Source organism: Mycobacterium sp. ST-F2 (assembly GCF_001905655.1).
Classification (GTDB): Bacteria; Actinomycetota; Actinomycetes; order Mycobacteriales; family Mycobacteriaceae; genus Mycobacterium.
In genome coordinates this window covers 60,348-79,826 of sequence record NZ_JMHT01000008.1, presented here as the reverse complement: position 1 = coordinate 79,826, position 19,479 = coordinate 60,348, and the positions used below count along the sequence as shown (strand labels likewise).

The following is a 19,479-nucleotide window of genomic DNA, read 5'->3' as shown; positions in this document are numbered from 1 at the left end:
GGAAACCGTAACGTGGGTTGCCACCGGGCGCATGCACCAGAAAGGCTTCGCGAGATGGCATTCACCGATTACCAGCAGCTGACCCTGACGCGCCGTGACAATGGGGTCCTGCTGATCACCCTCGACCGGCCGGAGAAGTACAACGCCGCCGATGAGGGCATGCACGCCGAGCTGGCCAACATCTGGAAGGACGTCGCGGCCGATCCGGACACCCGGGTGGCCGTGATCACCGGAGCGGGCAAGGCCTTCAGCGCCGGCGGCGACCTGGCCATGGTCGAGCGCATGGCCGGCGACTACCAACGCGTCTCGCACATGCTCGACGAGATGAGCGACCTGGTCTACAACATGATCAACTGCGACAAGCCGATCGTGTCCGCCATCAACGGCGTCGCGGTCGGCGCCGGTGCCGTGGCCGCGCTGCTGGCCGATGTGGCGATCATCGCCGAGGACGCCAAGATCGGCGACGGCCACGTCAAACTCGGTGTGGCCGCGGGCGACCACGCCGCGATCATCTGGCCGTTGCTCGCCGGAACCGCCAAGGCGAAGTACTACCTCATGACGGGCGAGATGATCGACGGCATCGAGGCCGAGCGCATTGGCATGGTCGCCAAAGCCCTTCCCCGCGAACAGGTTTTGGACGAGGCGCTCCGCATCGCCGACAATCTGGCCACCGGTGCGCAGCAGGCGATCCGGCTCACCAAACGCGCACTGAACAACTGGCTCCGCAATGCCGGCCCCATCTTCGACCAGTCCGCGGCCTACGAGATGTTGACGTTCCTCGGCCCGGATGTGGTCGAGGGTTACACGGCGCTGCGCGAGAAGCGTCCGCCCCGGTTCCCGTCCGCGCAGTAGGTGCAGGAGCCGTCGTGAGCTGGCAGCAGATCGAGCCCTTTCTGGTGGCGCTTGCCATCGGGCTACTGCTCGGCCTCGAGCGCGAACGTAGCCATGCCCGCAAGCTCCCTGCCGGATCGCGCTCGTTCGCGCTACTGTCGCTGGCTGGGGCGGTCGCAGCAGGTTTCGGCCAATGGGTCATCGTCGTTGGATTTCTCGGCGTCGGCGCCCTGATCGCGCTCGCCTACTTCCGGACCAGCGCAGAAGATCCCGGAACGACCACGGCGACAGCAGCGCTCGTCGCGTATCTCCTTGGCGCCCTGGCCTATTCCCGTCCGGCAGTGGCGGTGGCCCTCGCCGTCGTCGTCGCCGGCCTGCTCGTCTCGAAGAACCGCATCCACCGTTTCGCCCGCGACATCATGACCGAGGTCGAACTGGAAGACGCGATCAAATTTCTCGTCGTCGCATTCGTGATCCTCCCGCTGCTACCGGACCGTGGGTTGGGGCCCTACGGCGTCCTCAATCCGGAGAAGGTGTGGGCGCTGGTAGTCCTGCTCACCGGCATCGGGTGGGTGGGTTACATCGGTGTTCGAGCTCTGGGCCCGGAGCGTGGACTGCTCGTCACGGGTATTGCGGGCGGGTTCGTCTCGGCGAGCGCGACAACGGCGTCGATGGGGCGGCTGAGCCGCACGACACCCAGCTTGCGTGCCCCGCTGGCCGCTTCCTTGCTGGCCAGCCTGGCCACCTTTGTGCAGCTGCTCATCGTGATCGCAGTGGTGGACATCGAAGTGCTCCGGCGGCTGTGGCCACCGGTGGCCGCCGGTGCCGCCGTGCTGGTGGTCATCGCCGCCGTCGTCTACCGGGGCGCCGGTCGGCCGGAACAGAGCGCCACCACCGCGGTCGAGGGCGCCCCGGCCAGCCGACCTTTCGCCCTGCGGCCGGCGCTCATCCTGGCCGCAGTGCTCACTCTCGCGCTACTCGTCGGCCGATGGGGAGCCGACGTACTGGGCACCCAGGGTGCTGTCCTCGCTGCCTTCGCCGCGGGTTTGGCCGACGCTCACGCCGGTTCGGTCGCCGCCGCAAGCCTTGCCGCCAAGGGCGACATCACCGTCGATACCGCGCTTCTCGCGGTGGCGGCCGCTCTCGGTTCCAACCTCATCGTCAAAACAGTGCTGGCATTCACTGCCGGAGGCGGACGGTTCGGACTCCGGTTTCTCGCCGGGATGACGCCGCCGGCGCTGGTGTTCGGCGTTGTCTTGGCCCTGACGATGGCGTAGCTGCGCGTCCAGGCCGGCTGCCTGGTGCCGAAAGTCCCATCGCCGCTGTCCCTTTGGCACCAGCGAAGAGCCGGTCCACGGCGGGACGATGATCCACAGCAGCGGAAGGAGCAGCGCATCATGATGTTCTGGTACGGCCACGACATGGGCGGATGGGGTTACGCCGCGATGGCAATCGGGATGTTCCTGTTCTGGGCACTGGTTGTCGCCAGTCTCATCGCACTCGTCCGCGGCGTCGGCGGCGGGCAGAGGACCGGGTGCCCCGGCCCCGCCGAAGCCGACGCTCGACAGGTACTCGCGATGCGATACGCACAAGGTGACATCACCGAAACGGAGTACCGCGAGAGGCTGGCGGTACTCCGTGAACACGCGCGAACGTGACCTCTACGGTCCAGCTCACGGCAGTCCTCACACCGTTGCCGACACCGCCTCGACCAATGCATCCGCAGCGAGCAGACCCAGGTTGTTCGAGGCCAGTGGACTGTCCCCGGTGAGCAGCCGCCGGTCCTGATGGACCTGCCCGCTCATCTGGTCGTTGACCACCTTGAGCCCCTGATTCTCGAGCGCCTCGGCGATGAACAGCCGCAGCCCGCCGGGCAGGTAGCCGATGTCCTTGTTGGGGCCCTTGTCGAGCGCGTCCGGGAACACGCAGATGCTGTAGCCCTTGAACGGCGAGTCCTCCTTGCCGATCGCGGCCGCGAGCAGGCTGGCGGGCCCGTGACAGAGCGTGATGACGAACCTGTCGTTCTCCAGTGCCCAATCGAGCACCTGACCGACCTCGGGGCTGAACGGGATGCCGACCTCGACACCGTGACCACCCGGGATGAACACCGCCAGGTAGTCGGAGTCGGGGCCCAGTCTGTCCGCGATCACTTCGCGCAGCGCCAGAGGCTGCTTGAGCTTCGGCTTGAGGTCTTCGTACGTCTTGAGCACCGCGTCGTCCTTGCGGGGCATCGCCCACAGCTCCAGCTTGGCCGGGTTACCCGTGATGGTGGCGACGTCGACGTCGAACCCGGCGGCCATCAGGTGATGCAGCGGCAGCAGCATCTCCACGGGGTGGTTTCCGGTGGAGAACATGGTGCCGTTGTCCATCAGCAGATAGCGCTCGTCGGTGGCGATCATCAGGACCTTCCACCGCCCGCCGGTATAGGCGCCGGCGTGCTGGACGCCACCGAAATCGGTTTTGTCCGAGGTGTATTGGCTCAACGAGTACGCCGAGGGGAAGAACGCGTTGTCCTCAGCCGGATCGGGTGTCGGGGACTTGCTCAGTTCGGATTCGCTCATGAGGATGTCCTGACGTTGTCGGGATGTGGGGCGACCCCAGCCAGCCTATGAACTTCCCGGCCAGAGCGGTAGGTCCGGAAAGCACAAATGGGGCCGGTGAACACCGACCCCATTTGAATCTCTGTGGAGCTAAGGGGAATCGAACCCCTGACCTTCTCGATGCGAACGAGACGCGCTACCAACTGCGCTATAGCCCCTTACCGGAAGCAAAGGCTACCAGTACCGGTCCGCCACATGAAAACCGGTTACTGCCCGGCCGCCCGGGGCAGGTCATAGTCGCGCGCCATCCGGGCATATTCCAGGTGCTCGAAGATCGGATCCTCGTCGTCGATGTCCAGCACTACGGCGCCTGGCCGCCGCAGCCTAGAAGGGACGACATCGAACTCCTCGTCCTGGGTGTTCTCCACACCGTGCCGCGACCGCATCATGCGCTGGGCACGACGGCGCCGCAGCTGCTCTTCGATGCGGGTCTGACGACGCAGGTAAGCCAGGTACAGCACCGAGATGACGCTGACCGCGCCGCAGACCCACCACATGCTCGGCGACAGCGAGAAGGCCGCGATGCCGGTGAACAGGATGGCCAGCGCCATGCCCGACAGCATCCGGCTGCGGAAGCGGTACTTGCGCTCGGCGGCCGCAACGGCGGCCTTCGATTCGTAGCGGTTGCGGCGGGCGTGCGACATCGAGTCGGCCAGCTTCGGCTCGTCCTCCGACACGGCCTCGACACCCGACGTGTCGTCGACGTACTCGTAGTCGTGCTCGGTGCCGTCCTCCGCTTCGGCCTGAGGCTCTTCTACAGTCTCGCCGGCCTCATCGGTCGCGACCGCCTCATGAACGTCGGTGGTCGGCTCTGCCTCGGGCTCGGCCGCCGCCATCTCGTCCGTGAGCGCTTCCTCGGGCTCGAAGTCGGCCTCGGAGATGGTCCGGATCGCCATGGTGGGCGTCGCGACGTCGTCGAAAAGTGTTGGCTGTTCCTGAGTTTCAGGCTCGGGCACGGCTTTCATGCGTCCCGAGGCACCGATCGGCAGCGCACCGGAGTCCATCTCGACGACCTCGACGTCCAGATACGCCGATTCCTCGACGACGACCTGTTCAGCCAGTACCACCGCGCGCGGGGCACCGGCTTCAGGGTCGGCGACCGGGATCGAATCGGTCGTCGCGTCGCCGCGCGCGAAGTCATCTTCGAACGCGGTGAAGTCCTCGTCCTGCTTCCAGTGCGGGTCGCTGTAGTGCCCCGAGGCGGGTCCACTGCGGCGCCGCAGCCGGCTGTTGCCCTGCGTGTTGAGCACGCGGGTCGCCAAAGCGACATCGCTCGTACGGCGGACGTTTTCGCGCTTGCTGATCAACATCGGCACCAACACGAAAAGCCACAACACGACGAGGGATATCCACAGTAGGGATTGGGGGATGCTTGGCATGTCGCCGGCTCCTTTCCCCATCAGATTAGGTCCGTGACCAGCGCATCCGAAGCCGACGCGCCAGGTTCAATTACACACCTGTAATTCGCTACTTACAAGCACATCAGTCACTTATGTCACATCTGCAACACAGACTCATTTGCGATTTGCGCACATTTCACGGCGCCGACGGTACGAATTGCTCAGACCCAGGTGGCTCGACCATCCCTGACCAGCGCCGATGACGCTGACTGCGTCATCTCCTCCACCGTCTTCGCAACCAGCAAATGGTCGCGCCAGGCACCGTCGACTTCCAGGTACCGCTGCAGCAGGCCCTCTTCGCGGAAGCCCACACGCGCCAGCACCGACCGGCTCGGACCGTTCTCCGGCCGCACCGTCGCCTCGATCCGGTGCAGGCCGACAGGGCCGAAGGCATGATCGACGCCCAGCGCCAGCGCGGCCGTCGCGATCCCTCCGCCCGTGAACCGGCTTGCCACCCAGTACCCGATCCACGCCGACCGCAGTGCCCCGTGCGTCACGTTGCCGATGGTCAGCTGCCCGCAGAACTCGCCGTCCAGTTCGATGACGTACGGCAGCATGCGACCGCGCCGAGCCTCGCCGCGCAACCCCGAACACAGCGCCGGCCATGACGAAACAGCATGGCGCGCAGTCCAATCCACCTCGCCGACCGGTTCCCAGGGCTCCAGGTGCGCGCGGTCGGTCAGCCGCATCCGGCTCCACACCGGGCCATCACGCAACCGCACCGGCCGCAACCGCACCACCCCGGCCCGCACCCGGATCGGACCGACCGACAACGGCCAGCCCGGATGAATCGCACTCGAACGCAGCAGGTTCACGAATCAGCCGCGCTGCGCAAGGAAGGCCACGTCGACGGATTCGCCCGTGCGAATCTGCTCGGCCTCGGTGGGCACGATCACCAGGCAGTTGGCCTCGGCGAGGGTGGCCAGCAGGTGCGACGCGCCCGGGGCTCCGCCCAAGGCCTGCACCAGATACTCACCAGTGTCCTGATCGCGCATCAACTGGCCGCGCAGAAATCCCTTGCGCCCCACCACCGATGAGATGGGCGACAACGTGCGAGCCGGCACCACGCGCCGCATCGGCTGCCGCTTGCCCAGCGACATCCGGATCAGCGGGCGGACCATCACCTCGAAGACCACGAGCGCACTCACCGGGTTGGCCGGCAGCAGGAAGACCGGAACACCATCGCGCCCGAGCGTTCCGAAACCCTGCACCGACCCGGGATGCATCGCGATTCGGGCGACCTCCATCTCCCCCAACTCGGCGAGGACCGCGCGCACGCCCTCTGCCGCGGCCCCGCCGACAGCGCCCGCGATCACCACGAGTTCCGACCGGCTCAGCTGTCCTTCAACCACGTCGCGCAGGATCTTGGGGTCGGCGTCGACGATGCCGACCCGGTTCACCTCGGCACCCGCATCGCGACCCGCGGCGGCCAGCGCATAGGAATTGACGTCATAGACCTGGCCGTTGCCGGGCGTCCGGGCGATGTCGACCAGCTCGCCGCCGACGGAAATGATCGTCAGCCGCGGCCGCGGGTGCACCAGTACGCGTTCGCGGCCCACCGCCGCCAGCAGTCCGACCTGCGCCGGCCCGATGATGGTGCCGGCACGCACCGCGACGTCACCGGGCTGCACGTCATCACCGGTACGACGCACATACGCGCCGGATCGCACACCGCGCAGGACCCGTACCCGCGACTCACCGCCGTCGGTCCAGCGCAGCGGCAGCACCGCATCGGCGAGAGTGGGCATGGGAGCACCGGTCTGCACCCGTGCGGCCTGCCGCGGCTGTAGCCGCGTGGGGGTGCGTTCACCAGCAGCGATGGTCGAGACCACAGGCAGGGTGACGTCGCTCTCGCCGCCGGAATCCGCGCCCATCACGTCGACGCTGCGCACGGCGTAACCGTCGATGGCGGCTTGATCGAATCCGGGCAGCGGCCGCTCGGTGACCACTTCTTCGGCACACATCAGGCCCTGCGCTTCGGCAATCGCCACCCGCACCGGCCGCGGCGCTACTGCAGCTGCCGTAACCCGGGCCTGCTGCTCCTCAACCGAACGCACAGCTCGCCTTTCTGCATACCTCGTACACCGTGGGTGACCGCATGCTCACGCATGTCGGGGCCAACCGTACCGCCGGTGTCAGGCGCTCAGCGCTCGGCAAGACCCAATCGCTCGACCAACCACCGCCGCAATTCCGGGCCGTAGTCGTCACGTTCCAACGCGAAGTCAACCGCAGCTTTAAGGTAGCCGCCGGGATTTCCCAGGTCGTGTCGGGATCCGCGGTGCACCACGACGTGGACGGGGTGGCCGTCCTCGATGAGCAGCGCGATGGCATCGGTCAGCTGAATCTCGCCGCCCACGCCCTTCTGCACGCGCCGCAGCGCGTCGAAGATGGCCCGGTCCAAGATGTAGCGGCCGGCCGCGGCGTAGGGCGACGGCGCATCCTCGGCCTTGGGCTTCTCCACCATGCCCTTGACGCGCAGCACATTCGGGTTGGCCGCGTCCGGGACGGTCTCGACGTCGAACACGCCGTAGGCGCTGATCTCGTCCTGCGGCACCTCGATGGCACACAACACGGAGCCGCCGCGCTTGGCGCGCACCTTCGCCATGGTCTCCAGCACGCCGGTCGGCAGCACCAGGTCGTCGGGCAGCAGGACCGCGATGGCGTCCTCGTCGGGCAGCAGCACCGGCTCGACGCAGCTGACGGCGTGCCCCAGGCCCAGCGGCTCGGCCTGCACGACCGACTCGACCTTGATCAACGCCGGCGCCCGCCGCACCTTCTCGAGCATCACGTGCTTGCCGCGCGCCTCGAGCGTTCCTTCGAGAATCAGGTCCTCGACGAAATGCGCAACGACGCCGTCCTTGCCTTCCGAGGTCACGATGACCAGGCGCTCGCCGCCGGCGTCAGCAGCTTCTGCAGCAACCAGCTCGATACCCGGGGTGTCGACGACCGGCAGCAACTCTTTGGGGACTGTCTTGGTGGCAGGCAGAAAACGCGTGCCCAGACCAGCCGCCGGGACCACCGCGGTGCGCGGCATCGGCACTGAAGGCTGTGTCGTCATTGTTCACACGATAACGGCATTGCCTCGATCTGCCCTACCAAGGTTCACCTTCCCGCAGCCGGCCGCAACGTCCACATGGCCGTTACCTGGACAGGTGTACAACACGTCGGGAGCAAATATGACACCGTGGTAGCCGTGAGCCCCGAGGCCGGCAAGCGCGAGTTGCGCAGCGAGATCCTGCGCCGACGACGCGCCCGGACATCGGCGCAGCGTCTGGCCGATGCCGATGCACTGGCCCGGTGGATACCCGATTTGGTCAGCTCCGGCGCAGTGGTCTGTGCCTACGTGCCGATCGGTACCGAGCCGGGTTCACTCGCGATGCTGGACGCCCTCGTGGACGCGGGCGCACAGGTGTTGTTGCCGGTGACGCGCCCCGACGCCCCGCTGAGCTGGGGCTGGTACCGGCGCGGACACCTCATCGAGGCGCAATTCGGGCTGCTGGAACCGCCCACCCCACATCTGCCGCCCGACGCGATCCGTCAGGCCGATGTGATCCTGATCCCCGCGCTGGGCGTCGACCGAACCGGCGTCCGGCTCGGCCGCGGCGCCGGTTTCTACGACCGCTCGCTGGCGCTGGCCGCGCCGGACGCACAGCTGGTCGCGGTGGTGTTTGACGACGACCTGCTGCCGGAGCTGCCCGCTGAACCGCACGACATCGCGATGACGCACGCCCTGACCCCGCGGACGGGCCTCGTCACGCTGGGAGTTTGAACCTGCGGAAGACAATCAGTCCTTGCCGCAGGTACATCCCGATCCGCAGTTGCAGTTTTCGCAGGTGCAGTCCGGGTTGTCACAGCCGCCCTTGGTCATGATGCGAGTCATGCACACAATGCTATGTGTCCTGCCGCCCTCCCGGAAGCAAATGGCCCCGCCACCAGGCCACAGGGGCCGCTGCCTCGGGAATGCCAGGCACCGAATAGCTGTTTTGGCACTTAAACCGGTAGAGTGCTAACAAGTTTGACGACCTCGGAGGTTTACGTGCCGACCTATTCCTACGCGTGTACCGAGTGCGACAACCGGTTCGACGCGGTGCAGGCCTTCAGCGATGACGCGCTGACCGAATGCCCCAAGTGCCAGGGCCGGCTGCGCAAGCTGTTCGGTTCCGTCGGCGTGGTCTTCAAGGGCAGCGGCTTCTACCGCACCGACAACCGCGATTCGAAGAGCTCCAGCACCGCGGCCGCACCGGCCAAGAGTGAGTCGAGCTCCAGTTCGTCGGACTCGTCGTCGTCTTCGTCGTCGTCATCCAGCTCGAACAGCACGACGTCGGCCGCACCGGCCGCTGCCGCGTCCAGCTGAGTTATCCACAGGCCGGAAGCCTCCGGACCTGTTTTTCCCGACCGAAATCCCTACCGTTACGGCATGGGGGATTCGCTCGACGCGCCACTACTCGGCCGACTGACACAGAAACTACGGCCCGACTGGGCCAGAACGGCCGCTGCACGCCGAGTCGCCGCCGGGCTACTCGTGCTCCTTGCGGCCGTCATCGAATTTCGGCCGGACCCCCGCGACGGGCAGGTCGCGGTCGTCATTGCCAAGCATGACCTATCCCCTGGCTCAGCATTGACCGCCGACGATGTCGTCGTCGAATCCCGTTCTGCACCAAGCATTCCCGACGGCGCACTGCGCGAATCGAGCGCCGCAGTGGGCTCGACACTGGCAGCGCCCGCGCGACGCGGCGAGGTCATCACCGACGTGCGGTTGCTGGGTTCCAGGCTGACGACTGCCGCAGCCGGACCCGATGCCCGCATGGTCCCATTACATCTGGCTGACGCCGCCCTACCGGATCTACTGCGCGCCGGTGACACGGTGGACGTCCTCGCCGGTCCGGAAAACGCCGGCGTCACAGCCGATCAGGCCGCAGCCGAAGTCATCGCCACCGATGCCAAGGTGGTACTGGTGTCCGAACGCCTCGCGTCGCCGACGAGCAACGACGAGCGCGTCGTGCTCGTCGTTCTGCCCAGGCACAGCGCCAATGCCGTCGCGGGCGCTGCGTTGCACCGGGCCATCACCGTCACCCTGCACTGATCGGCGAAATTTTCCGCGAGGCCGATTTCAATTTCGTCACTGGACAGTATCTGTTGCGATCGTCGGGCCGCCGACTCCTGCGCGAAGCCCCAGGCCAGCCTTACCGTTCCTGGGTACAGGTCGTATCACAGGGAGGGTACTCATGTTCAAGGGCTTCAAGGAATTCCTCGCCCAGGGGAACATCGTCGATCTGGCGGTCGCAGTCGTCATCGGCGCCGCGTTCACCACGCTGGTGAAGGCGTTCACCGACCAGGTGATCCAGCCGCTGATCGCGAGCATCGGCGCCGGCGGTGACCACTCGTACGGCGTGCTGCGCATCCATCTGCTCGGCGACAACTACATGGACCTGAACGCGGTCTTGAGCGCGGCGATCAACTTCGTCCTGGTCGCCGCCGTCATCTACTTCGTGGTTGTGCTGCCGTACAGCAAATTCCGTGCCGCCAAGGAAGACGCGATCAAGCAGGAAGTCGAACTGCTGACTCAGATCCGCGATCTGCTGGACAAGAAGTAGCGGATACGACGCGAAAACGACAAAGCCCCCGGCCAGTGGCCGGGGGCTTTGTCGTATGTCAGGTGGACCGCTCGGATCAGTTCATGTTCCAGGGTTCGCCATAGGTGGTGACGGAGTCGCCGGTCTTGGCGATCAGGCGGGCGAACGGACGCAGCAGCACGCCACCCGCGGCACCGGTCACAGTGCCGTGAGCGTTGGAGACCGCCACGCCGCCGGCCGGACCGGACACGTCCACCGAGAACGTCGCGACTTCCTGAATACCCGGGCCGTTGCCCAGGTCAGCGGAGATCGAGACACCCGGGAACAGGTTGGGCGTGATGATGCCACCATTACCAAAGCTCCCCATAGGGATGAGGAACGGGTTCACGTCGTCGAGCAGGATGTTCGGCGTCGTGTAGCTGAAGTTGATACCCACACCCAGCGACCAGGGGAAACCGATCTGGTAACCCAGCTCCAAAGTCCCACCGAACTCATCGCAACCCTTGCCGGCGCAGTTGTACTTCGCCCGACCCGAATGGAACCACTCACGCGTCAGCCGGTTGCGATCCAGGGGAAACACACCATTGAGGAACGTGTCCCACTGCTGCACCGTCAACGTCCGATCCTGACCATCAACCAGGCTCAGCTCATTATCGAGACCCGCATGGGACGTACCCGCTCCGAAAAACAGCGACGACACCCCGACCAGCAACACCACCAACGCACGACCGAACGCTGTCAATTTTCCCACTCCCGGGCTTGTTCTTCATAGTCAAATCCCGGCAAAACGACGGGCGGCGTTGGCTGACCGATTCGGTCTGTCAACGCCGCCCCAAAAGTACGTCGTCAGCTCTCAGTAGACGGGCCGTGCACCCTACTGATGCCCTTTTCAGGCCTAATTCATATTCCACGGTTCGCCGTAGGTGGTCACCGAGTCGCCGGTCTTGGCGATCAAGCGAGCGAACGGACGCAGCAGCACACCACCGGCAGCACCGGTCACCGTGCCGTGAGCATTCGAGACGGCGACCGCACCATGCGGACCGGAGACGTCGACCGAGAACGTCGCGACTTCCTGGATACCCGGACCGTTGCCCAGGTCAGCGGAAATCGACACACCCGGGAACAGGTTCGGCGTGATGATGCCACCGTTACCGAAGCTACCGAGAGGAATAACGAACGGGTTCACGTCGTCGAGCAGGATGTTCGGCGTCGTGTAGCTGAAGTTGATACCCACACCCAGCGACCACGGGAACCCGATCTGGTAACCCAGCTCCAAAGTCCCACCGAACTCATCGCAACCCTTGCCGGCGCAGTTGTACTTCGCCCGACCCGAATGGAACCACTCACGCGTCAGCCGGTTGCGATCCAGGGGAAACACACCATTGAGGAACGTGTCCCACTGCTGCACCGTCAACGTCCGATCCTGACCATCAACCGGGCTCAGCTCATTATCGAGACCCGCATGGGACGTACCCGCTCCGAAAAACAGCGACGCCAGCGCCGCTACCAGTGCCACCAGCACCCGACTGAATGCCTTCATGGTCCCCACTTTCCGGGTTTGACGATGTTCCATACAGAGCTCCGTGCATACGACGGGCGGCGCCGACAAGACCAGATGAACTGACCTGTCGACGCCGCCCCGAATGCGCCGTCGGCGCCCAGCATAAGCCCTAGGCGCTGCCGAAATGACCTAGTTCATGTTCCAGGGTTCGCCGTAGGTGGTCACCGAGTCGCCGGTCTTGGCGATGAGGCGAGCAAACGGACGCAGCAGCACCCCACCGGCAGCACCGGTCACCGTGCCGTGAGCATTCGATACCGCCACTCCACCGGCCGGACCGGACACGTCAACCGAGAACGTCGCGACTTCCTGGATACCCGGACCGTTGCCCAGGTCAGCGGAAATCGACACACCCGGGAACAGGTTGGGCGTGATGATGCCACCATTACCAAAGCTCCCCATAGGGATGAGGAACGGGTTCACGCCGTCGAGCAGGATGTTCGGCGTCGTGTAGCTGAAGTTGATACCCACGCCCAGCGACCAGGGGAAACCGATCTGGTAACCCAGCTCCAACGTGCCCGCGAACTCATCGCAGCCCTTGCCGGCGCAGTTGTACTTGGCCCGGCCCGAGTGGAACCACTCACGCGTCAACCGGTTGCGGTCCAAGGGGAAAACACCGTTGAGGAACGTGTCCCACTGCTGCACCGTCAACGTCCGATCCTGACCGTCGACCAGGCTCAGCTCATTGTCCAGACCCGCATGGGACGTACCTGCCCCGAGGAAAAGCGACGACAGCGCCGCTACCAGTGCCACCAGCACCCGACTGAATGCCTTCATGGTCCCCCACTCTCTGGGTTTGATCTTCCATATGAAGCTCCGCGCAGACGACGGGCGGCGCCGACAAAACCAGACGAACTGGTCTGTCGACGCCGCCCCGAATGCGTCGTCGGCGCCTAGCATACGGCCTAGGCGTGATCGGCTCTCACCTAGTTCATGTTCCAGGGTTCTCCGTAGGTGGTGACGCTATCACCGGTCTTGGCGATCAGGCGGGCGAATGGACGCAGAAGCACACCACCAGCCGCACCAGTCACAGTGCCGTGAGCGTTGGAGACCGCCACGCCGCCGGCCGGACCGGACACGTCCACCGAGAACGTCGCGACTTCCTGAATACCCGGGCCGTTGCCCAGGTCAGCGGAGATCGAGACACCCGGGAACAGGTTGGGCGTGATGATGCCACCATTACCAAAGCTCCCCATAGGGATGAGGAACGGGTTCACGTCGTCGAGCAGGATGTTCGGCGTCGTGTAGCTGAAGTTGATACCCACACCCAGCGACCAGGGGAAACCGATCTGGTAACCCAGCTCCAACGTGCCCGCGAACTCATCGCAGCCCTTGCCGGCGCAGTTGTACTTGGCCCGGCCCGAGTGGAACCACTCACGCGTCAACCGGTTGCGGTCCAAGGGGAAAACACCGTTGAGGAACGTGTCCCACTGCTGCACCGTCAACGTCCGATCCTGACCGTCGACCAGGCTCAGCTCATTGTCCAGACCCGCATGGGACGTACCTGCCCCGAGGAAAAGCGACGACAGCGCCGCTACCAGTTGTTGAGCGTCTCTGGGCGTGACGACCATGAGGCTTGGAGTCGTCGTTGATTCTGCCGATGCGGGGACGGGCTTTGGGGTGGGTTTGATCTTGGTGGTCTGCACCGTCAGTGTGACGAGGAACTGATGGGTGCACGGCGCCACCGCTGAATTCTTGGCAGATCTCTCCGGCGGCGCCGTGCGTAGTGCGAAAGGCACTGATGGTCACGGTAGAGGTCGATTCTGCGCGCGTCGAGTCACGGTTGGCCGCTGGGGAGTTGCGGTGTCCGTCGTGTGTGGGCGGGGTTCTGGCCGGGTGGGGCTATGCCCGTTCTCGTCGGGTGGTCGGGACGGCCGGGTCGGTGCGGCCGCGGCGGTCTCGATGCCGTACGTGTGCGGTGACTCATGTGTTGTTGCCGGTGACGTTGTTGCTGCGTAGGGCTTATGCCGCGGAGGTGATCTGGGAGGCGTTGGCTGCCAAGGCTGCCGGTGTGGGGCACCGCGGGATCGCGGCAAAACTCGGTGTCCCGGCGTGCACGGTGCGGGGGTGGCTGCGGGTCATCGCGGCTCGGGCCGAGGCGGTGCGGCACTGGTTCGTGACGATCGCGCTCACTGCGGGGGTGGATGTGTCGATCCCGAAGTCGACCGGCTCAGGGTGCGGGGATGTGTTGGCCGCGATCAGCACGGCGACCGAGGCGATCACTACACGGTTCGGGCCGGGGATGCTGCTCGGCGCGGTGACGGCTGCTGCGGTGGCTGTGGCTGGTAGCGGTGCTCGGCTGCTCTGTCGGGGGTGGCCACCGGCGTCGGTGGCGTGGTGATGCAACACCAGCTGCCTCTGCCGCGCGCGGTGGGAATGGTTCATCGTCGCGGGGATGGCTGCCCGGCAACGGGTTTGGGCGGCATCACTTGTTGAGGAGATGTTGGATTGACAAGCGAAGAGGCCAAGCGACGTGAACGTGCCCAGGCAGTGGGGTTGTTCCGGTATCAGTTGATCTGCCCGGCGCTCGATCCCGGACTATCGACCAAGGCTCGGGGTCGGCTGGTCCGCCAGATCGCCGCGCGGGAGCACACCGATCCGTTCGGGGCCCGGGTGCGCTACTCGCGTGACACTCTGGACCGTTGGATTCGCCGCTACCGGGCCGGCGGATTCGATGAGTTGATTCCCTCGCCCCGGTCGGTGGCCCCGCGTACCGATGCCGCGACCCTGGAGTTGGCGGCTGCACTCAAGCGGGAGAACCCGTCCCGCACCGCCGCCCAAGTCGCGCGGATCCTGCGGATCAGCGCGGGTTGGGCGCCCTCGGAATCGACGCTGCTACGCCATTTCCGCCGCTGCGAGCTGATCGGCCCGAACCTCGATGAACAGCCGGCGGTGTTCGGCCGGTTCGAAGCCGAAAACCCCAATGACCGCTGGACCGGGGACGCCCTGCACGGCCCCCGTATCGGCGGGCGCAAGACGTATCTGTTCGCTTTCATCGACGATCATTCCCGACTGCTGTGTGGGTATCGGTTCGGGTTCGCCGAAGACGCTGTGCGGCTCGGCGCTGCACTCGAGCCGGCGCTGGCCAGCCGCGGAGTCCCGGGCAGTGTCTATGTCGACAACGGCTCGGCGTTCGTGGATACCTGGCTGCTGCGGGCGTGCGCGAAACTGGGGATTCGGCTGGTGCATTCCACCCCGCACCGGCCCCAAGGACGGGGCAAGATCGAGCGGTTCTTCCGCACCGTGCGTGAGCAGTTCCTCGTCGAAATCACCGACAGTAGCGCCGAGGACCTGGCCGCGGCCGGCCTCGAGGCCCGCACCGCGCTCATCGAGCTCAACCGGTTGCTGACCGCGTGGGTAGAAACCGAGTACCACCAGCGGATTCATACCGAGACCGGGCAGTCCCCAGCCGATCGCTGGCAGCAGGGATGGTCCCGGCTGGGACGGACCCCGGCGATGCCGACCGCAGCTGATCTGACCGAGGCGTTTCTGTGGTCGGAATACCGGGTGGTGACCAAGACCGCGACAGTGTCGTTGCACGGCAACACCTTCCAGGTCGATCAAGGGTTGGTGGGACGCAAAGTGGAGTTGGTGTTCTCCCCGTTTGACCTAGAAACCGTCGAAGTGCGCTACCACGACACCAGTTACGGCAAAGCCCTGCCCCACAACATCACTCGACACGTCCATCCCAAGGCCCGGCCCGAAACTCCCGAGAATGCTGCGCCGCCGGCGACAGGGATCGACTATCTGCAGTTGACCGCGGCTATTCATCATGAGCAGATCCGCGCCGATCGGCGCATCGGCTACGACGCTCTCTTCGGCGCCCACACCCCCAAAGCCTGCGAACTACCGAGCATCACCGGCATCGACGACCAGGACGAGGCATCAGCATGAGTATCGAACGGCTGCAATCCTATTACGGCTTCACCCGGATGCCGTTCGGGCGGGGTTTGGCCCCGGCGATGCTGCACCGCCACCCCGGCCACGCCGAAGCCGTCGCCCGGATCTCCTGGTGTGTGGATCAGCACGCTATCGGAGTCATCACCGGAGAAGTCGGCGCCGGCAAGACTGTGGCGATCCGCGCCGCGACCGCCGCCCTGGATCCGGCGCGCCACGTCATCATCTACCTACCCAACCCCTCAGTCGGAGTACGCGGCATGCTGCACCACATCGTCACAGCACTGGGGCGGGTGCCCAGTTTCTACACCGCTACCCTGGCCCCGCAAGCCGCCGACGCGCTGGCCGCCGAGCACGCCGAACGCGGCCGAACCCCGGTCGTGGTCATCGATGAAGCTCACCTGCTCGACAACGCGCAAATGGAAGCCATCCGCATGCTCACCAACCACGACATGGACAGCGGGTCACCGTTCGCCGCGTTGCTGGTCGGACAACCCACCCTGCGTCAACGACTACGCCTGGGCGTGCTGGCCGCACTCGATCAACGCATCGCCGTGCGCTATGCCCTGGCCGGGATGACACCTGCCGATACCGCCGACTACATCGGCCATCACGCCAAGGTCGCCGGCCGCACCGACCCGCTGTTCTCCGACGACGCGATCACCGTGATCCACAACGCCGCACGCGGATACCCACGCGCAGTCAACAACCTCGCCCTACACGCCCTGACCGCCGCCTTCGCCGCCAAGACAGCGATCGTCGACGAGAAATCAGCTCGCATCGCCGTCACCGAAACCGGCCACGACTGAATCACTAACCACGCGACGTCACCGACCCGACGACGCCGTCACCGATCCGACCAAGGCCCTGCCCGCTCACGCGGGCAGGGCCTTCATCACTTCGACATCACCGGCAACGAGAATGACGCCATCCTTTGCACCCTCAGCGACGAGCAACACCAGTGCCACCAGCACCCGACTGAATACCTTCATATTCTCCCTAGCTCAGTAGGCGGTGCCAGCAAGCTGACCGCGCGACCGTCGCAAGACCTTCATGTGCGCCGTACAGGCGAACTTCACATGTTGCTCTTACCTATTGCTCATCGTTGACACGAGGAAGATATCGGCGTACGGACTGTCCGGCAATGCGAACGGCATAAAGACCGCGCATATATTCCCGATGCGGAAAAGTTTGCTGGGAACTCGCTGCACGCTGCGGCCGACCCTACTGGCCGGTTAGGCCGAAACAGGGCTGAAACATGGGCTCAACGAGGTCGCTGACCGGCGTAATCGCGAGTTAATGCGGTCTACGACGCACTGTCGGCGAAAGCCGGTGCTCAGGAATGGTGCGGCGGGACGTTTTCCCGTAGCCAGCGATCCCGGTCACCATCCGCGGACGACGACGGCTCGTTACATTCGTCCCGGGTGATGTCCGGTAACACGTCGCCGAACACCTTGTTAACTAAGTCGCGCGAGGGCTGTGTATCACTCATCACAGACCTCCCTTGGTGTGACTAAGATCACATTTTGCTGAAATGAATCGTTCAAGTTGGACGAACCTCATGACTGCTCCGTTCGACCGACCGCCCCGGCGGGGCTCAGCTATCAGATATCGAGGCTCGAGAGCTGCGCGATGATGTACGCCGCCAACGGCCCCAGCGTCGCCATGCCGTCACGCACCGACGCGCGGGAGCCCGCGATGTTGACCACCAGCGTGCTTCCCGAGACACCGGCCAGGCCGCGGGAGAGCCCCGCGTCCGAAACACCCGCGGCCAGGCCCGACGACCGCAGCGCCTCGGCGATACCGAGCAGCTCGCGATCGAGCATGGTGCGAGTGGCTTCCGGTGTGACATCACGGGGGCTGACGCCGGTGCCGCCGACGGAGATGACCAGGTCGACGCCACCGATCACTGCAGTGTTGAGGGCGTTGCGAATCTCGACCTCGTCGGCCGGGACCACGACGACACCGTCAACAAGGAAGCCGGCCTCACCGAGCAACTCGGTGACCAACGGGCCGCTGTGATCCTCTTCGCCGTGCGCGGTCCGGTCATCCACGACCACGACGAGTGCGCGCCCGGCCAATTCCCCTGCCTGTTCCATGCCTGTCACCGTATATCCCGCCTCTGACATCGAACTCGGCCCTGCACTCATCACTGTTGCGCCTTTCCCAGGGTCACCTGAACGGTCTGCGGTTTGCCCGCGGTGTCGAGGTAGGTCAACGTGACCTTGTCGCCGGGCGCCTTCGAGCGCACGGCGGCCACCAGCGCGTCGGCGCTGCTGATCACCCGGTCGTCCACCTTGGTCACCACCACACCACTCGGCAGACCGGCCGACTGCGCCGCCCCACCGTTGGTGACGTCGACGATCTTGGCCCCGTCGATGGCCTTGTCATTACCCACCTGCACGCCGAGCGACGCATGGCTGGCGATGCCGTTCTTGATCAGCTCGTCGGCGATGCGCTTGGCCTGGTCCACCGGAATCGCGAAGCCCAGGCCGATCGAACCGCTCTGCGACTGGCCGGAATCCCCACCGAGCGTCGCGATCGCCGAGTTGATGCCGACAAGTTCGCCGCTCATGTTGACCAGCGCGCCACCAGAGTTGCCGGGGTTGATCGCGGCGTCGGTCTGGATGGCGTCCAGCACGGTGTTCTGGTTCTTGGCGTCGCCGCCGGCGGCGACGGGGCGATTCAGCGAGCTGATGATGCCCTCGGTCACCGTGCCCTGCAGACCCAGCGGCGAACCGACGGCCACCACCTGCTGGCCCACCACCAGGTTGGACGACGATCCCAGCGAGATGGGCGTCAGGCCCGAGACGCCCTTGGCCCGCACGACTGCGATGTCACTGCTCGGATCCGTCCCGACGATCTGGAACGTCGCGGTGCTACCGGTGTTGAACGTGACCTTGGTCTGCACCGGCGGAGCCCCGGGCGGCGGGGCGTCTTTGGCACCGGCCACCACGTGGTTGTTGGTGAGGATGAGCCCGTCGGCGGACAGGATGATGCCCGAGCCCTCCTCGGAGGCCCGGCCCATGTCGGTCTCGAGTTTCACGACACTGGGCACCACCTTGGCGGCGACCTGCTCCACCGAACCGATCGGCGCATTCCCGGCGTGCTGTCCGCGCGCCGAACCGCCCAACGAGGTCGAGCTGCTCGAGTAGTCGGGCTGCGCCAGCATCACGATGCCGCCGCCGATACCCGCGGACACCAGTGCCACCGCCGCCATACCGGCGATCAGAGGCCCTGTGCGGGAACGGTTTTGCGGCCGGGGCGCGATCGAAGGCCGACCGTTCGGCGACCCGTTGCGGTACGGGTCGTACGGCTGCGAGCCGTACTGGCCCGTCGAGTACTGGCCGGTGGTGTACGAACCGGTCTGCTGCGGCCCCGTCTGGTACTGACCGGTCGAGTAACTGCCCGTGGGGTACTGCCCGGTGTTCTGCTGCTGGCCGGCGTAGCGCCAGTCGTATGACGACCCCTGCTGCGGCGACGCGCCGTAGCCGGGCGCGGACTGATAGGAATCAGGACGCCGACCGGACTCGGGCTGCTGCGAGTACCTCGGGTGATTCGTCATTACTGGTCGACACTCTTCCTGTATTTCCGCTTTCGTTGCCGGGACAACGAACGAC

The 19,479-nt window shown here is 65.6% G+C and carries 21 protein-coding genes and 1 tRNA gene; 10 read left to right on the top strand and 12 right to left on the bottom strand.

The annotated features are described in order from the left end of the window. The first annotated feature begins 54 nt into the window (after positions 1-54). The 3 genes from EB75_RS04915 (at position 55) to EB75_RS04905 (ending at position 2,489) form a co-directional block, all read left to right on the top strand. On the top strand, positions 55-852 hold the full coding sequence (locus EB75_RS04915; RefSeq protein ID WP_073694359.1) for an enoyl-CoA hydratase/isomerase family protein: 798 nt from the start codon (positions 55-57) through the stop codon (positions 850-852). Positions 853-866: 14 nt separating this feature from the next. Further along, positions 867-2,108 (top strand): MgtC/SapB family protein, encoded by a 1,242-nt coding sequence (locus tag EB75_RS04910; RefSeq protein WP_073694358.1) that lies wholly within the window; start codon positions 867-869, stop codon positions 2,106-2,108. Positions 2,109-2,228: 120 nt separating this feature from the next. Further along, positions 2,229-2,489 carry an SHOCT domain-containing protein gene (locus tag EB75_RS04905; RefSeq protein WP_073694357.1) on the top strand — a complete coding sequence of 87 codons (261 nt, stop codon included), beginning with the start codon at positions 2,229-2,231 and terminating at the stop codon, positions 2,487-2,489. A 27-nt stretch (positions 2,490-2,516) separates the two neighbouring features. Here the strand turns inward: EB75_RS04905 and hchA are convergent, their stop codons facing one another. From hchA to EB75_RS04875, 6 genes are all read right to left on the bottom strand, one after another. Then, positions 2,517-3,392: a glyoxalase III HchA gene (hchA, locus tag EB75_RS04900; protein WP_073694356.1), complete on the bottom strand. Its 876-nt coding sequence runs from the start codon at positions 3,390-3,392 to the stop codon at positions 2,517-2,519. A 124-nt stretch (positions 3,393-3,516) separates the two neighbouring features. Next, positions 3,517-3,589: transfer RNA gene (locus tag EB75_RS04895), tRNA-Ala, on the bottom strand. A gap of 48 nt (positions 3,590-3,637) precedes the next feature. Beyond that, a complete protein-coding gene (gene sepX / locus EB75_RS04890) occupies positions 3,638-4,810 on the bottom strand; it encodes a divisome protein SepX/GlpR (protein ID WP_073694355.1) in 1,173 nt (390 codons plus the stop codon). A 182-nt stretch (positions 4,811-4,992) separates the two neighbouring features. Beyond that, positions 4,993-5,646, bottom strand: a complete 654-nt coding sequence (locus EB75_RS04885; protein ID WP_073694354.1) for a GNAT family N-acetyltransferase — start codon at positions 5,644-5,646, stop codon at positions 4,993-4,995. 3 nt (positions 5,647-5,649) lie between these two features. Beyond that, on the bottom strand, positions 5,650-6,888 hold the full coding sequence (glp, locus tag EB75_RS04880; protein WP_073694353.1) for a molybdotransferase-like divisome protein Glp: 1,239 nt from the start codon (positions 6,886-6,888) through the stop codon (positions 5,650-5,652). 86 nt (positions 6,889-6,974) lie between these two features. After that, a complete protein-coding gene (locus EB75_RS04875; protein WP_073694352.1) occupies positions 6,975-7,889 on the bottom strand; it encodes a sugar phosphate nucleotidyltransferase in 915 nt (304 codons plus the stop codon). 135 nt (positions 7,890-8,024) lie between these two features. On the opposite strand from EB75_RS04875, the gene EB75_RS04870 reads away from it, so the two are divergent. From EB75_RS04870 to mscL, 4 genes are all read left to right on the top strand, one after another. Further along, on the top strand, positions 8,025-8,600 hold the full coding sequence (locus EB75_RS04870; protein WP_073694351.1) for a 5-formyltetrahydrofolate cyclo-ligase: 576 nt from the start codon (positions 8,025-8,027) through the stop codon (positions 8,598-8,600). Positions 8,601-8,867: 267 nt separating this feature from the next. After that, positions 8,868-9,185 (top strand): FmdB family zinc ribbon protein, encoded by a 318-nt coding sequence (locus tag EB75_RS04865; RefSeq protein ID WP_073694350.1) that lies wholly within the window; start codon positions 8,868-8,870, stop codon positions 9,183-9,185. A gap of 63 nt (positions 9,186-9,248) precedes the next feature. Beyond that, positions 9,249-9,914 (top strand): SAF domain-containing protein, encoded by a 666-nt coding sequence (locus tag EB75_RS04860; protein ID WP_073694349.1) that lies wholly within the window; start codon positions 9,249-9,251, stop codon positions 9,912-9,914. 142 nt (positions 9,915-10,056) lie between these two features. Beyond that, complete coding sequence (gene mscL / locus EB75_RS04855; protein ID WP_073694348.1) at positions 10,057-10,425, top strand: large-conductance mechanosensitive channel protein MscL; 369 nt, start codon at positions 10,057-10,059, stop codon at positions 10,423-10,425. Positions 10,426-10,501: 76 nt separating this feature from the next. Here mscL and mspA (EB75_RS04850) read toward each other — a convergent pair whose 3' ends face one another. From mspA (EB75_RS04850) to mspA (EB75_RS04835), 4 genes are all read right to left on the bottom strand, one after another. Next, the gene (mspA, locus tag EB75_RS04850) at positions 10,502-11,146 is read right to left on the bottom strand and encodes a porin MspA (RefSeq protein WP_073694426.1); all 645 of its coding nucleotides are present in this window, start codon (positions 11,144-11,146) and stop codon (positions 10,502-10,504) included. Positions 11,147-11,299: 153 nt separating this feature from the next. Beyond that, positions 11,300-11,944, bottom strand: a complete 645-nt coding sequence (gene mspA, locus EB75_RS04845) for a porin MspA (RefSeq protein ID WP_073694347.1) — start codon at positions 11,942-11,944, stop codon at positions 11,300-11,302. A 150-nt stretch (positions 11,945-12,094) separates the two neighbouring features. Next, entirely contained in the window at positions 12,095-12,739 is a 645-nt protein-coding gene (gene mspA / locus EB75_RS04840) for a porin MspA (RefSeq protein ID WP_073694346.1), read from the bottom strand. A 149-nt stretch (positions 12,740-12,888) separates the two neighbouring features. Further along, the gene (gene mspA, locus EB75_RS04835; protein WP_073694345.1) at positions 12,889-13,533 is read right to left on the bottom strand and encodes a porin MspA; all 645 of its coding nucleotides are present in this window, start codon (positions 13,531-13,533) and stop codon (positions 12,889-12,891) included. Positions 13,534-13,703: 170 nt separating this feature from the next. Here mspA (EB75_RS04835) and EB75_RS04830 point away from each other — a divergent pair, with 170 nt between their 5' ends. The 3 genes from EB75_RS04830 to EB75_RS04820 all read left to right on the top strand — a co-directional run bounded on the left by EB75_RS04830 (position 13,704) and on the right by EB75_RS04820 (position 16,668). Further along, positions 13,704-14,303 (top strand): hypothetical protein, encoded by a 600-nt coding sequence (locus EB75_RS04830; protein WP_073694344.1) that lies wholly within the window; start codon positions 13,704-13,706, stop codon positions 14,301-14,303. 107 nt (positions 14,304-14,410) lie between these two features. Beyond that, positions 14,411-15,856, top strand: coding sequence for a DDE-type integrase/transposase/recombinase (locus tag EB75_RS04825; RefSeq protein WP_073694343.1), 1,446 nt, complete (start codon positions 14,411-14,413; stop codon positions 15,854-15,856). Next, positions 15,853-16,668 (top strand): ExeA family protein, encoded by an 816-nt coding sequence (locus EB75_RS04820; RefSeq protein ID WP_073694342.1) that lies wholly within the window; start codon positions 15,853-15,855, stop codon positions 16,666-16,668. Before EB75_RS04825 ends, EB75_RS04820 begins: the two co-directional genes overlap by 4 nt. 795 nt (positions 16,669-17,463) lie before the next feature. Here the strand turns inward: EB75_RS04820 and EB75_RS04815 are convergent. Together EB75_RS04815 and EB75_RS04810 are read right to left on the bottom strand one after the other, a co-directional pair. Beyond that, positions 17,464-17,988, bottom strand: a complete 525-nt coding sequence (locus EB75_RS04815) for a MogA/MoaB family molybdenum cofactor biosynthesis protein (RefSeq protein ID WP_174557624.1) — start codon at positions 17,986-17,988, stop codon at positions 17,464-17,466. 20 nt (positions 17,989-18,008) lie between these two features. Then, a complete protein-coding gene (locus EB75_RS04810) occupies positions 18,009-19,424 on the bottom strand; it encodes a S1C family serine protease (protein WP_073694340.1) in 1,416 nt (471 codons plus the stop codon). Positions 19,425-19,479: the final 55 nt, after the last annotated feature.